Here is a 13420-nt window from a genome sequence, read left to right on the forward strand (position 1 = left end):
GAGGGACACCGTGACCACCTCGCCCCCCGCCACCGGCCCCGTCGCCGCCGCCGCGCTCCCTGCCGCGCCCGGCGCCGGACCGGCGGGCGGGGGGCGCGGTGCCGCGCGCGAGCAGACCCCGGCCGGACGCCAGCCGGTGCGGCTGGTCGGCGCGCTCGTGCTGCTGGTCGTGTGGCTGGTCGCCGCCGCGGCGTGGCACCTCACCCAGGGCACCGCCGACGTCACGGTCGGCGAGCTGTGGCGGGCGCTCACCGGGCAGGGCGGCCTCGACCAGGCCGCCGCGGTCGTCACGGCTTCGCGGCTGCCGCGGCTGGCGGCCGGCGTGCTGGTCGGCTGCGCGCTCGGCGCGTCCGGCGCGGCCCTCCAGGGCATCGCCCGCAACCCGCTCGCCGCACCGGACACCCTCGCGGTCAACGCGGGCGCGCACCTCGCCGTCACCGCCGCCGCGGTCGTCGGGGCCTCGCTCGGCGCCCTGCCGGGCGTGGCGGTCGCGTTCGCGGGCGGCCTCGCCGCGGCGGGCGTCGTCATCGGCCTGTCCGGTGGCCCGGCCGCCTCGCCGGTGCGCCTGGTGCTCGCCGGCACCGCCATCACGCTCGGCCTGTCCTCGGTGACGCAGGCGCTGCTCGTGCTGTTCCCCTGGGAGACCCAGGGCCTGTTCGCCTGGGGCGCGGGCTCGCTCGGCCAGAACGGCATGGGCACCGTGCGCACGGTCGCCCCGGTCGTGGTCGTCGCGTTCCTGGGTCTCGTCCTGCTGGGCCGCCGGCTCGACCTGCTCGGGCTCGGCGACGACGCCGCCCGGTCGCTCGGGGTCGACGTGGCCCGGACCCGCCTCGTCGGCGTGGTGCTGGCGGTGCTGCTCGCCACCTGCGCCGTCACGGTGACCGGCCCCATCGGGTTCGTCGGCCTGTGCGCGCCGCTCCTCGTGCGGCTGCTCGCGACCTGGGTCCGGCCGCTCGGCCGGCACCGGCTCCTGATCCCCGCGGCCGCGGTCGCGGGGACGGCCCTCGTGCTCACCGCCGACGTCGCGCTGCGCGCCGTGTTCGGCCCGATCTCCGGCGTCACCGTGCCGACCGGCGTCGTGACCAGCCTGATCGGCGCCGTCGCCCTGGTCGTCCTGGCCCGCCGGGCGCGCGCCGCGCTGGAGCCCGACACGCTGGTCACGCTGCGCGCCGGCAGCGCCCTCGCCCGCCGCGCCCCGGCCCTGCTGCTCGGCGCCGGGGTGCTCGTCCTGGTCGGCGTCGTCGTCGCGGGCGTGCTGCTCGGCGACTCGACGGTGCTGCTCGGCGACGTGGCGAACTGGCTCGCCGGCAAGGCGTCGGTGCGGCTGGACATCATCCTCGACTCCCGGGTGCCGCGGGTCGGCGCGGCTCTGCTCGCCGGCGCCTGCCTCGCCCTGGCCGGTGCGCTGGTGCAGACGGTCACCCGGAACCCGCTCGCCGACCCCGGTGTCCTCGGCGTCGCGCACGCGGCCGGTCTCGGTGCGGTCGTCGTCATCGTGCTCACGGCGGCGCCGTCGTTCGCGCTGGTCTTCGGCGGCGCGCTGGTCGGCGCGGTGCTCGCGAGCCTCCTGGTGTTCGGCGTCACGGCGGGCACCGGCATGGCGTCGGGACGGATGGTGCTCGTCGGCCTCGGCACCGGCGCGGCGGCGAGCGCGGTCACGACGCTGCTGCTGGTCCGCACCGACCCGTGGAACCAGAACCGCGCGATCACCTGGCTCGGCGGGTCGACCTACGGCGCCGGGACCCCGCAGCTGGTGCCGATGGCGGTGGCGCTGGCGATCGGCGTGCTGGTCGTCGCCCGCACGCACCGCGACCTCGACCTGGTCCAGGTCGACGACGTCACGCCGCGCGTGCTCGGCGTCGACCTGCCGCGCTCCCGGTCGGTGCACGTCGGCGTCGCGGTGCTGCTCACGGCCGCGGCCACGGCGGCGATCGGACCGGTGGTGTTCGTCGGGCTGGTGGCGCCGCACGCCGCGCGGATGCTGATCGGCAAGCGGCACCGGTGGACGCTGCCGCTGACCGTCGTGCTGGGCGCGGCGCTGGTCTGCGTGGCCGACGTGGTGGGGCGGACGGCGATCGCGCCGGCGCAGCTGCCCGCGGGCCTGGTCACGGCCGTGGTCGGCACGCCGTACTTCCTCTGGCTGCTCTGGCGGATGCGGGCGACCTCGCGCCGCTGACCGCGGTCAGGCGCCCGGGCGGGACCCGGGGGTGCCGTCGTCCGCCGCGGGGCCGCCGTCGCGCAGGCCCTGCTCCCGGGCGCGCAGGTCGGCCTCCCAGTCGCGGAGCATCCGCTCGTGCCGGTCGTCCGAGTCCCGCATCCCCGCCAGGAACTCCGGGTCGTCGTCCGGGCCGGTCGCGCGCGGGCGCTCGTACTCGGGGAACCCGGCGGTCGCGGTGCTCGGCCAGGGCACCGACCGGGCGGTCGCGCCCCGCTCCGGTCGTCCGGCGACCAGCCACGCGATCCCGCCGACGAGCGGCAGGAACACGATGAGCAGCACCCAGGCGGTCTTGGGCAGGTTACGCACCAGGACCGAGTCCGTCTGGATGCAGTCGATCAGGCAGTAGACGAGCAGCCCGAGCTGGATCAGGACTGGCAGCACGCGGATCACGGCGGGGACCTCTCGTCGGCGGTGCGGGACTGTCGGCGGACACCGGAGACGGTAGGGGAGCGAGCACCACCCTGTCCGGGAAACGGCGGATCGTGCGCCGCCGGCTCGCCCGTCTGAGTGGCGGCTGTGCGCCGCCGGGCGTAGAAGGGGTGCTCCGGACCCACGAACGGCAGGAGCCTGCGATGGCGCAGCGCACCCCACGGCACCGGCACGCCCCGGGGAGGGCCGGCGTGCGCGCCGCCGCCCCCGCGGCGGCCCTCGCGCTCGTGCTGGCCGGCGCGTCGGCGTCCGCCGCGGCACCCCCGGCCCGCGCGTCCGCCGAGGTCCCGGTCGGCGACGCCCGTTTCACCGGGGGCGGTCCGACGTCCCCGACCGGCGCCCCCGGCACCGTCACGAACCCCGTCAGCGCCGGCTTCGCCGACACGTTCGCCGACCCCGCGGTGGTCCGCGGTCAGGACGGCTGGTGGTACGCGTACGGCACGACCGACCCGCTGCGTGCCGGGGAGGGGACCCGGCACCTGCTGCCGGTGTCCCGGTCCGCCGACCTCGTCGCGTGGGAGTACGTCGGGGACGCGTTCACCGAGGACACCCTGCCGTCCTGGGCCGACGCCGACCCCGCGCACCCGGCCGCGCTGTGGGCCCCCGACGTGCGGTACGTCGACGGCGAGTACCGGCTCTACTACGTCGTCACCGAGACCACCGTGACCGCGGGGACCGGCGACTCGGCCGTCGGGGTCGCCACCGCGCCCACGCCCACCGGTCCGTGGACCGACGCGGGTGCCCCGGTCGTGGACCCGCGACCCGGCGGCAGCGGCGCGCCCGACGACTTCCTGTGGACGTACGACCCGTCGCACGTCGTCGGCCCCGACGGCACCGAGCACCTGGTCTACGGCTCCTACTACGGGGGCGTCTGGGTGACCGCGCTGGACGCGACCGGGACCCGCGCCGTCGGCGAGCCGGTGCAGCTGGCCGTCGACAACAAGTTCGAGGGGGCCTACGTGGTCCGGCGCGGCGGGTACTGGTTCCTCTTCGCGTCGACCGCGAACTGCTGCGCCGGCCCGACGACCGGGTACAGCGTGCAGGTCGGGCGGTCGACCTCGCTCACCGGGCCGTACGTCGACCGCGAGGGCGTGCCCCTGCTGCAGTCCCGCGCGGGCGGCACGCCGGTGCTCGCGCCGAACGGGAACGCGTGGGTGGGCACGGGCCACAACGCGGTCGTGACCGACCTGGCCGGGCGGGACTGGGTCGTGTACCACGCGATCGACCGCGGGCAGCCGTACCTGGACGGCACGGACGGGATCAACCGCCGCCCCATGCTGCTGGACCGGCTCGACTGGGTGGACGGCTGGCCGGTGGTCCGCGCGGGCAGGGGTGCGTCGGACGACGCCCAGCCCGCCCCCGCCGCGGGCGGGCGCGCGGTCGCGGGCTTCGAGGACGGGCTCGGCGCGGGGTGGCGGGGCGACGCCTGGCGGGCCGTCGGCGGCGATCCGCAGGGCGGTGGGCACGCCGTGGCGGTCGGCGCCGGTGCCCTGCTCACCCGGTCCCGGCTGCCCGGTCCCGTGCGCGTCGAGGCGGACGTGCGGCTGAACCCCGGCGCGTCGGGCGGCGTCGTGGCCGGCTTCGGCCTCGGTCGCGGCGGTTCGACGGGCGGGTCCGCGGCGGCCCCCGGCCCCGCGGGGGTGCGGGGTGCCGCCCGCGGCGGGAGCGGGGTGAGCGCCGTGCTCGACCCCGCCGCCGGCGAGCTCGTGGTCCGCTCGGGGTCGGCCCGGGCGGCCGTCCCGCTGCCCGACGGCGTCGACTGGACCACCTGGCACGCCGTGGTGCTCGAGGTCGAGGGCCGGCTCGCCCGCGCGGAGGTGAGCCAGGCCCGGCTCGGCGACCCGCTCGCCGTCGTGACCCTGGACCTGCCGCAGCGCCTTCGTCCCGGCGGTGCGGGCGCGGTGGCGCGGACCTCGGGCGTGCACGTCGACGACCTCAGCGCCGTCCCGCTCGCCCAGCAGGTCACCGACGTCGAGCCGCTGCCGTCGACGGGCACCCTGGTGGACGAGGTGACGTTCGACGGCGCGCCCGGCGACGACCCCGGCGCCGGCTGGACCGCGGTGCGGGACCCGGACGTGACGACCGCGGACGGCGCGCTGGTGTGGCCCGTCGAGCACGCCGACCTGACCGGCACGGGGAACGACGCGGGCGTCCTGCTGCGGGACGTCCCCGAGGGCGACTGGACCGCCGAGACCGCGGTGTCCGTCGACCTCGGCACCGACGACGTGCGCAACTACCAGCAGGCGGGGCTCGTGGCGTACGCGGGCGACGACGAGTTCGCCCGGCTGTCGCACGTCGCGATCTGGAACACCCGGCAGACCGAGTTCGGCCGGGAGACGCCCTTCGCGGGGCGGCTGTCGTACGGCGGGACCATTGTCGGGCCGCCGGGCGACACCACCTGGCTGCGGCTCGTGCACCGGACCGGCGACGCGGGCGAGCACGAGGTGCGCGCGCTCACCAGCACGGACGGGGCGACCTGGGTGGCCGGCGGCGTGTGGACCTTCCCGCCAGGCACCGACCTGCGGGTCGGGCTGGTGGCGCACGGGTGGGACGGGGCGGCGCCGCGGGCGACGGCCCGGTTCGACCACCTCCGGGTCTGGGCGGACTGAGCCCGGGTGAGACTGGGTCCGTGCGCGACGACACCGACCCCGACCTCGGCCCGGCGACCGACCTCGCCCCGGCGATCGACGACGACCCCTGGACGGCCCTGGCCGAGGACTGGGCCGCGGCCTGGGGCGGCTTCGCCGGCCCGGCCCGCGAGGCGCTGCTCGACGCGGCCGCCGTGGGCCCGGGCACCCGGCTGCTCGACGTCGGCTGCGGGACCGGCGAGCTGCTGGCGGACGCCGCCTCCCGGGGCGCGGCCGTGGCGGGCGCGGACGTCGCGCCGGGGATGGTCGCCCGCGCCCGCCGCGCGGCGCCCGCGGCGGACGTGCGGGAGGCGGACGCCGAGGACCTCCCGTGGCCGGACGCGGCGTTCGACGTCGTCACCGCGGTGAACGTGCTGCACCTGGCCGACGACGCGGCCGCCGCGGTCGCGGAGGCGGCCCGGGTGCTGGCGCCCGGCGGGGTGCTGGCGGTCTGCGGCTGGGCGGAGCGGGACCGGTGCGAGCTCGACGCGGTCGAGGCCGCCCTCGCGGCGGACGACGGCGAGGAGCCCGGCCCCGAGGGGCCGCTGCGCCGCGAGGCCCCGGTGCGGGCGCTGCTCACCGGCGCGGGGCTGGTGGCCGAGCACCTCGCGCTCGTCGACGTGCCCTGGTCGGCGCCGGACGCGGACGCCCTCGTGCGGGGGCTGCTGCTCGGGGAGGACGCGGCCGGGCTCGCGGGGCGCGGGCCGGTGGTGGTCGCCGCGGCGGCCCCGTTCCGGCTCGCGGACGGGTCGTACCGGTTCCGGAACGCGTTCCGGCTCGCGCTCGCCCGCCGGCCCCGCTGAGCGGTCGGCCCGGCCGTCAGGCCCCCGGCGCGGCGGCGACCGCCGCGAGGTCGCGGACCGCGTACCGGTGGTGCTCCCACTCCTCCTCGAGGACCGTGTGCAGGCAGGACAGCACTGTCTCCGGGTACTCGGGTGCCCACGGGTTCGGCCGGGTCCCGGCGAGGTCCGCGGCGGTGACGCCCGCCAGGTAGTCGCGCACCATGGCGACGCGCTCGGCGCGCACCGCCAGCACCTCGTCCCACGCGGGGGTGCCGTCCGCGAACACCGACGGGTCGTGCCCGTCCGCCGCGTACTCCACGTTCGGCTGCCCGAGCCGGTGGTACGGCGCCTCGACGCCGAGCACGGCGCCCCGGAGCCAGGTGTCCGTCGCCATCACGAGGTGCCGGAGCGTCTGCGCGAACGACCACTCGCCGTCGACGGACACGTCCACCGTGCCGGCGGGCAGCGCGGCGACGCGGTCGAGGGTGGCCGCCCACGTCTGCTCCACGGCGGCCCACGCGGCGCGCAGCCCCTCGGGGTCCGCGGCGCGGCGCAGCGACCGCCCCGGGAACCGCCGGTCCAGCTCGGCGTCCACGTACGGGGCGACGTCCACGCCGTTCACGAGCAGCGAGCCCCCGTCGAGCAGCCAGGGCGCGTCGATGTCGGCGCCGTCGATCTCGACGCCGCGCATCACGACGCGGGACAGGTCGGCGCGGATGAGCCGCGCGCCGTGCAGGTCGGCCGCGACCAGGCGCGCGCCGCGCAGGTCGAGCGGGTCGGTCGTGGTCATGTCGTCCCCCTGGGTCGCGGCTCGCCGGGGGACCAGTCAAGGCCCGCGGCGGGTCGCCGCGCCAGCCCCGGGCCGGCCCCGGGCCCGCCCAGGCCCGCCCGGACGCGTCACCCCGGGGCGTGCGCCCGCAGGAACTCCCGCACCGCCGCCGCGGCCCCGGCGCTGTCCAGGTGCAGCCCGTGCCGCGCCCCGGCGACCGCGACGAGCCGGGCACCCGGCACCTCCGCCGCCAGCCGCTCCGCGGACGCGAGGCGCGCGAGCCGGTCCTCGGTGCCGTGCACGACGAGGGTCGGCGCGACCACCGCCCCGAGAGCGCCGAGCGCGGCGTGCTCGGTGCTCGCCCGGTACAGGGCGCGGAGGGTCGGCCGGTCGGCGTCCAGCGCGAAGAACGTCCGCACCTCGTCGGGGTGCGCCGCGGCCCAGACGTCGTCGAAGAAGAGCCGCGTGCGTGCGGCGCCGTCGCCGGCGAGCAGCAGCCGGTGCGCCTCGGCGTCCCGCGGCACCCCGTCCGACGCGCCGGCGCTGGTCGCGAGCAGCACGAGCGACGCGACCCGGTCCGGCGCGTCCACCGCGAGCCACTGCGCGATCTTGCCGCCCATCGAGTGCCCGACGACCTGGGCCGTGGCCACGCCGGCGGCGTCGAGCACCGCGCGGACGTCCCGGGCGAGGTCCCGGGTCGTCAGGCCGTCCGGGACCCGGCCGCCCGGGCCCGGGTCCGTGCCGGCGACCCCGCGCTGCTCGGTACGCAGCACCCGGAACTCCGAGGCGAGGTCGGCGGCGACCCGGTCCCAGCCCGCCATCGCGGTCGCCTGGCCCTGGAGCAGCAGCACGGGGCTGCCCGCGCCCTGCTCGCGCCAGCGCAGCCGCGTGCCGTCGTCCGCCGTCGCGGTGCGGTCGCCGGCCGCAGGGGACGAGGCGGGGGACGGCGCGGGGGTGCGGGCGGGCTCGGGCGGGGGTGCGGCGGTCACCCGCGCGACGGTAGCCGAGACCGCGCGCGTCCGATCGGGTGAGCCGCCCCGCACGGACCTGCCGCCGTTCGGGTGAGCGGTTGCCGTGCGGGCCGGACGGAGCCTGGCACGTCACGGAGTTCACCCGCACGCGAGCCGCGCCCCGCGCCCGGACACGGCACCATCGGGCCATGCCGACGGTGGAGCAGACGCCGCACGGGGACCTGCGCGCGCAGCTCGCCGTGGCGCTCCTCGTCGTCTCCGTGCTCACGGCGCTCGGCGGCCTCACGCCCGTCGACCCGCAGACGCCCACCGGCCGGTGGGCGGTGGCGGCCGCGGCGTACGCGCTGCTGGCGGTGCTCGCGGTGACGCTGCCTGCGCACCCGACGAGCACCGAGGTGGTGCTCGTCGCCGGCATCGTCGTCGCCGGGGGCGTGCTCGCGAGCTGCCGGGCGACCGAGGGCGTGGTCGTCTTCGCGCTCGGCGTGATCCTGGCGGGGCAGCTCGCGGCGTACGTGCTGGACACGCGCCGTGCGGCCGTGGTGGTGGCGGCCGCGGCCTCGACGATCGCGGTCGGTGCCTGGCTGGCGGTCGCGCCGGTGCACGCCACCAACATCGTGAGCATGGCGACCCTGTGCGTGCTGTCCTGCGTCCTGCTCGGGTGGCAGGGCCACCGGCTGCGCGAGGCGGGCGGCACCGACCACCTCACCGGCGCGCTGACCCGTGGGCCGTTCTACGCGCGGCTCGCCGCGGCCCTCGCGCGGGCGCGCCGGCGGGGCGAGCCGCTCGCGGTGGTGGCGCTCGACATCGACGACTTCCGGCGGGTCAACGACGCGCACGGGCACCTCGGCGCCGACGACCTCATGGCCGACCTGGTCGCGCACTGGCACGCGGAGCTCGACCGCGCGGGGTTCGTCGGGCGGCTCGGCGGCGACGAGTTCGTCGCGGTGCTCCCGGGGCACGGCGAGGAGGCGGCCCGGCGCTGGGCCGCGCTGGCCTGCGCGTGGACCCCGCTGCCGTGCAGCGCGGGCGTGGCGGTGCACGAACCGGGCGACACCGCCCGGGACCTGCTGGTGCGCGCGGACGCGGACCTGTACGCCGACAAGCACGACCGGAAGGCCGGCGCGCCGGCGTAGCCCGGGTCAGCGGGCCAGGCGCTCCACCGCCCCGGCGAACACGGGCGGCAGCCGCACCGCCGCCGGCACGAGCGCCCCGCGCAGGGGCGACGTCGCCACGCTCACGAGCGTGGACGTGAGCAGCCGGTAGTCCCGGGTCGCCGCCGCCCAGGCGCGCTCGTAGCCCGCGGGGTCGTCCAGGTGCGCAACCGCCGCGACCGCCTGGGCGAACCCGAGCCGCAGGCCCTCGCCGGTCAGCGCGTCCACGTAGCCCGACGCGTCTCCGACGAGCAGCACCCGCCCCGCCGTCCGCGCGCGGGTGCGCTGGCGCAGCGGGCCGGCGCCCCGGTCCGCGGCATCCACCGGGGCGCCGGCCAGGCGGGTCGCGAGGGCGGGCATCGCCGCGAGCTCGGCGTCCACGTCGACCGGGGCCGGCCCGAGCAGCGCCACCCCGACCAGGTCCGGGCCGACCGGCGTCACGTACGCCTCGGCGTGCCGGCCCCAGTGCACCTCGACCAGGTCGGTCCACGGGGCGACCCGGTAGTGCCGGCGGACGCCGAACCGGCGCGCGGCGCGGCCCGGGCGCGCGGCCTCCAGCCCGGCGAGCCGCCGGACCGTCGAGTGCAGGCCGTCGCACCCGAGCAGCCACCGGGCGCGCACCCCCGCGGCGGTCACGCCGTCCCGGTCCTGGGCGAGGTCCCCGACCCGGCTGGCGTGCCGCTCGACGCCCGCGGCGGCGGCCCGGTCCGCGAGCGCCGCGTGCAGCACGGTGCGGCGCACGCCGCGGCCGGGCGGCCCGGCGAACCGGTGCTCGGCGCGCAGGTCGTCCCGCACGTAGGCGATGCCCGCGAGCGGCCGCCCGGCGGGGTCGACGTCCCAGCGCCCCAGCAGGTCGACCGCCCGCGGCATCAGGCCCTCGCCGCACGCCTTGTCGACGGGCGTCCCGCGCGGCTCGACGACGAGCGCCGACAGCCCGGCGCGGCGCGCCTCGAGGGCCGCGGCGAGCCCGACGGGTCCGCCGCCGACGACCAGGACGTCGACGTCCGGGGTGGCGGTCACCGGCCCGGGGCGGGCACCGGTCCGCCGCCGCCCGTCGCCGCCGCGAGCGCGCGCTCCTCGGCCGGGATCCGGAACCCGAGCAGCAGCACGGCGTTGAGCACGGTGAACGCGAGCGCGGTGACCCAGGCGGTGTGCACGAGCGGCAGCGCGATGCCCTCGACGACCACGGCGACGTAGTTCGGGTGCGGGATCCACCGGTACGGGCCGCGGTCCACCAGCGGGAGCCCCGGCACGACGACGACCCGGGTGTTCCACCGGGGGCCGAGCGTCACGATGCACCACCAGCGCAGCGCCTGGCTCGCCAGCACGAGGACCAGCGCCGGCCAGCCGAGCCAGGGGAGGAACGGCCGGTCGGCGAGGTGCGCCTCCAGCACGCACGCCAGCAGCAGCCCGGTGTGCAGGGCCACCATCGGTGGGAAGTGCCCGCGGCCGGACTCGACGCCGCCGCGGGCGAACGACCAGCGGGCGTTCCGCGACGAGACGACGAGCTCGGCCAGCCGCTCGAGGGCCGTCAGCGCGACCAGGACGTCGAACCACAGCAGCGAGCTCACGCGGCCACCTCCGGCCAGCGCAGCGCGACCAGCTCGGCGCCCACCCCGGGGCCGAACGCGAGGACCGCCCCCAGCGCCCCCGGGTCGGGCGGCGGGCCCGCGAGCACGTCGGCCAGCACGTGCAGCACGGCGGCCGACGACAGGTTCCCGGCTCGGGCGAGCGCGGCGCGCGACCCGGCGAGCGCGTCGGGCCCGAGCCCCAGCGCGTCCTGCACGGCGTCGAGGATCTTCGGGCCGCCCGGGTGCACGACCCAGCGGGCGACGTCCGCGACCTGGGCGCCCAGCGGGTCGAGCAGTGCGGCGACGTCCGCGGCGGCGTGCGCGGCCACGGTGTCCGCCATGCCGCCGGAGAGCACGATGCGGAAGCCCGAGCCGCCGACCTGCCAGCCGAGGTCGTGCTCGGTCCCGGGGTAGAGCGCGCTGCGGGCCCCGACGACGGCCGGCCCGTCCAGCCCCAGCGCGGCCGCGCGGCGGTCGCCCAGCAGCACCGCCGCCGCGGCGCCGTCGCCGAACAGGCCGCTCGCGACCAGGTTGGCGGTCGAGTCGTCGTCGTGCTGCAGCGTGAGCGAGCACAGCTCGACCGACAGCAGCACGGCCACCTCGTCGGGGTGGCCCGCGAGGTGGTCGTCCACCCGGGCGAGTCCGGCGGCCCCGCCCGCGCAGCCGAGACCGAAGCTCGGCACCCGCCGCACGTCCGGCCGCAACCCGAGCCGGCCCACCAGGAGCGCGTCGAGCGACGGCGCGGAGACGCCCGTGACCGTGGTGAAGAACAGGTGGTCGACGTCCGCGGGCCGGAGGTCGACCGCCGCCAGGGCGTCGGTCACCGCCCGCGCGGCCAGCTCCAGGCCCTCGCGCAGGAACACGTCGTTCGTCTCGCCGAACGACGTCAGCCCCGCGTACTTCTCGAGCGGCAGCACGGTGTGCCGGGTCGTGATGGCGCTGGACGCGTGCACCCGGTCCAGCAGGGCCCGCCGCCGGGGGTCGCGGGTCACCAGGCCCGCCACCTCCGCGGTGATCTCGGCCTGCGGGTAGACGTGCTCGGGGAGCGCGGGGGCGACGGCCGCGATGCGGGACATGCCCCGATGCTGCCCTCCGACCCTCGCGGCCGCGACCGGTCGGGGGGTGGCCGCGCGCGGCCGCCACCCGGCGGCGGTCACCCCTGGACCACCAGCAGCACCACCGCGACGGCGGCGACGGCCATCGCCGCGCCGAACGGCCAGCGGCTGGCGGGCCGGGCGAGCGCGACGGCGACCCCCGACGCGGCGAGCCCGGCCGCCAGGGCCAGTCCCGCCGCCGCGACCGCCCCGGGCGGGCCCGGCGGCCCCAGCACCACCACCGCGACGGCCACGAGCAGGACCCCGGCCGCCCCGAACGCGGTCCGCCGCCGGCCGAGCCGGTGCGGCAGCCCGCGGACGCCGGTCGCCGCGTCGTCCTCCAGGTCGGGGAGCACGTTCGCGAGGTGCGCGCCGACGCCGAGCAGCGCGCCCCCCGCGGTCACCCACCAGGGCGCGAGCGCGTCGCCGCCCGGCACCCCGAGCGTCGCGACGGACGGCAGCCCGCCGAACGCCACCGCGTACGGCAGCCAGGACCACGCGGTGGACTTCAGGCGCGCGTTGTAGGCCCAGGCGGCCGCGACCAGGGCCAGGTGCAGCAGCGCGGCGGGCGGCCCGAGCGCGAGCGAGAGGAGCGCGCACGCGGCCAGCGCGACGAGGGCCGCCCGACGCAGCGCGGCGACCGTCACCGTCCCGGCGACCACCGGCTTGTCGGCCCGGCCCACCGCGAGGTCCCGGCCGGCGTCGATCCAGTCGTTCGACCAGCCGACGGACAGCTGGCCCGCCAGCACCGCGGCGGCGACCAGCACCGCGCGCGCGGGGCCGGCGCCCGCCGCGCCGGCGGCGTAGGCCCCGGCGAACAGCGTGACGGCGAACGCCGGCGGCGCGTGCGCGGCGCGGACCAGCGCGACGGCACGGCGCGCGGTCGTCGGTGCGGCTGCCGGCGGCATGGCCCTCCTCGCCCGGGGGACCCGCCGCGGCGGCGCGCCCGTCGAGCCGACCGTAGCGGCGGCAGGCGCAGGCGGCCCGGGCAGGGGGCGGGTGGGCCGGGTCCGGCGGGCGCGGCGGGCTCAGGCGCCTGGCGCGGCCCCGGCGGTGACGCGGTGCGCGGGCGCGAGCAGGCCGTCGAGGAACTGCCGGACCCGCGCCGGGTCGTGCCGCAGCGTGGGCAGCGCGCCGACGATCGCGCGGGCGAGCACCCGGATCGGCACGTTCGCGTCGTTCGACGCCGCGCGCAGGACCAGGAAGGCGGCGGCGGGGTCGATCTCCTCGACGAAGGCCACGACCCCGACCGCCTGGTCGATGACGGACCGGCTCTGCGCGGCGGCGGCGATGGACACCGTGGCCGCGGCCTGCGCCCGGTCGTCGACCACGTCGGTCACGTCGACGAAGTAGCCGACCAGCTCCGCGGACCGCCCGTGCGCGGCCGTGCCCTGCCCCTCGCCGACGACCACGACCACGCGTTCCCGCCCGCGGGCGTCGACGATGCGGTGCACGCACGAGAACGCCGTGCCGGTCCGGCTCGCCTCGTCGAGCACCGCGACCACGTGGTCCCGGTCCTCGGGGTGCTTGTGCGCGAGCAGCAGCTCCGTCGTGGGCACGACCTCGTGCGGGGCGAACCCGTGGATGGCGTAGACGTCGTCGGACCACCACCAGTGCTGCGTCTCGAGGTCGAGCCGGTAGGCCCCCGCGCGCGTGCGGGTGCCGAGCGCCAGTGCGCGCTCCGCTCCGGTGGTCTGGGTCATGGACGCCGCCCCCGTCGGGTGTCCGGTGCGGCGTGCGCGGGCGGTGGCTCCACCCCCGGGCACCGCTCTCCCGTCGACGGTACGCGTGCCCCCGTGATCCCGACA

12 protein-coding genes are annotated in these 13420 nt (G+C 78.9%); 4 read left to right on the forward strand and 8 right to left on the reverse strand.

Translation table 11 applies throughout. The features are described 5' to 3' along the window. The first annotated feature begins 10 nt into the window (after window positions 1-10). Entirely contained in the window at window positions 11-2176 is a 2166-nt protein-coding gene (locus J5O08_RS13165; RefSeq protein WP_308281603.1) for an iron ABC transporter permease, read from the forward strand. Between the two features lie 6 nt (window positions 2177-2182). On the opposite strand, the gene J5O08_RS13170 is transcribed toward J5O08_RS13165, so the two are convergent. Beyond that, entirely contained in the window at window positions 2183-2608 is a 426-nt protein-coding gene (locus tag J5O08_RS13170; protein ID WP_217616069.1) for a PLD nuclease N-terminal domain-containing protein, read from the reverse strand. 182 nt (window positions 2609-2790) lie between these two features. Here J5O08_RS13170 and J5O08_RS13175 point away from each other — a divergent pair, with 182 nt between their 5' ends. Together J5O08_RS13175 and J5O08_RS13180 are read left to right on the forward strand one after the other, a co-directional pair. Next, the gene (locus J5O08_RS13175) at window positions 2791-5256 is read left to right on the forward strand and encodes a family 43 glycosylhydrolase (protein ID WP_218707343.1); all 2466 of its coding nucleotides are present in this window, start codon (window positions 2791-2793) and stop codon (window positions 5254-5256) included. 20 nt (window positions 5257-5276) lie between these two features. Next, window positions 5277-6077 (forward strand): methyltransferase domain-containing protein, encoded by an 801-nt coding sequence (locus J5O08_RS13180; RefSeq protein WP_308281604.1) that lies wholly within the window; start codon window positions 5277-5279, stop codon window positions 6075-6077. Between the two features lie 16 nt (window positions 6078-6093). Here the strand turns inward: J5O08_RS13180 and J5O08_RS13185 are convergent, their stop codons facing one another. Both J5O08_RS13185 and J5O08_RS13190 read right to left on the reverse strand, forming a co-directional pair. Further along, window positions 6094-6846, reverse strand: a complete 753-nt coding sequence (locus J5O08_RS13185) for a DinB family protein (RefSeq protein WP_218707344.1) — start codon at window positions 6844-6846, stop codon at window positions 6094-6096. A gap of 107 nt (window positions 6847-6953) precedes the next feature. Next, window positions 6954-7814: an alpha/beta fold hydrolase gene (locus J5O08_RS13190; protein WP_218707345.1), complete on the reverse strand. Its 861-nt coding sequence runs from the start codon at window positions 7812-7814 to the stop codon at window positions 6954-6956. A gap of 170 nt (window positions 7815-7984) precedes the next feature. Here J5O08_RS13190 and J5O08_RS13195 point away from each other — a divergent pair, with 170 nt between their 5' ends. Beyond that, window positions 7985-8929: a GGDEF domain-containing protein gene (locus J5O08_RS13195; RefSeq protein ID WP_218707346.1), complete on the forward strand. Its 945-nt coding sequence runs from the start codon at window positions 7985-7987 to the stop codon at window positions 8927-8929. Between the two features lie 6 nt (window positions 8930-8935). On the opposite strand, the gene J5O08_RS13200 is transcribed toward J5O08_RS13195, so the two are convergent. From J5O08_RS13200 to J5O08_RS13220, 5 genes are all read right to left on the reverse strand, one after another. Further along, the gene (locus J5O08_RS13200) at window positions 8936-9967 is read right to left on the reverse strand and encodes an FAD-dependent monooxygenase (protein WP_218707347.1); all 1032 of its coding nucleotides are present in this window, start codon (window positions 9965-9967) and stop codon (window positions 8936-8938) included. Continuing rightward, window positions 9964-10509 (reverse strand): isoprenylcysteine carboxyl methyltransferase family protein, encoded by a 546-nt coding sequence (locus J5O08_RS13205; protein WP_218707365.1) that lies wholly within the window; start codon window positions 10507-10509, stop codon window positions 9964-9966. The genes J5O08_RS13200 and J5O08_RS13205 overlap by 4 nt, the downstream gene beginning before the upstream one ends. A gap of 5 nt (window positions 10510-10514) precedes the next feature. Next, window positions 10515-11594: a type III polyketide synthase gene (locus tag J5O08_RS13210; protein ID WP_218707348.1), complete on the reverse strand. Its 1080-nt coding sequence runs from the start codon at window positions 11592-11594 to the stop codon at window positions 10515-10517. A gap of 77 nt (window positions 11595-11671) precedes the next feature. Beyond that, window positions 11672-12520 (reverse strand): UbiA family prenyltransferase, encoded by an 849-nt coding sequence (locus J5O08_RS13215; protein ID WP_218707349.1) that lies wholly within the window; start codon window positions 12518-12520, stop codon window positions 11672-11674. 120 nt (window positions 12521-12640) lie between these two features. Continuing rightward, window positions 12641-13315, reverse strand: a complete 675-nt coding sequence (locus J5O08_RS13220; protein WP_218707350.1) for a PAS and ANTAR domain-containing protein — start codon at window positions 13313-13315, stop codon at window positions 12641-12643. Between the last annotated feature and the right edge of the window lie 105 nt (window positions 13316-13420).

The sequence above is a fragment of the Cellulomonas sp. PS-H5 genome (genome assembly GCF_019265565.1).
In the GTDB taxonomy this organism is placed as follows: Bacteria; Actinomycetota; Actinomycetes; order Actinomycetales; family Cellulomonadaceae; genus Cellulomonas.

Coding starts and splice junctions, on each gene's coding strand:
- J5O08_RS13215 (WP_218707349.1), bottom strand. CDS start 12,520: ATGCCGCCGGCAGCCGCACCGACGACCGCGCGCCGTGCCGTCGCGCTG.
- J5O08_RS13175 (WP_218707343.1), top strand. CDS start 2,791: ATGGCGCAGCGCACCCCACGGCACCGGCACGCCCCGGGGAGGGCCGGC.
- J5O08_RS13185 (WP_218707344.1), bottom strand. CDS start 6,846: ATGACCACGACCGACCCGCTCGACCTGCGCGGCGCGCGCCTGGTCGCG.
- J5O08_RS13220 (WP_218707350.1), bottom strand. CDS start 13,315: ATGACCCAGACCACCGGAGCGGAGCGCGCACTGGCGCTCGGCACCCGC.
- J5O08_RS13195 (WP_218707346.1), top strand. CDS start 7,985: ATGCCGACGGTGGAGCAGACGCCGCACGGGGACCTGCGCGCGCAGCTC.
- J5O08_RS13210 (WP_218707348.1), bottom strand. CDS start 11,594: ATGTCCCGCATCGCGGCCGTCGCCCCCGCGCTCCCCGAGCACGTCTAC.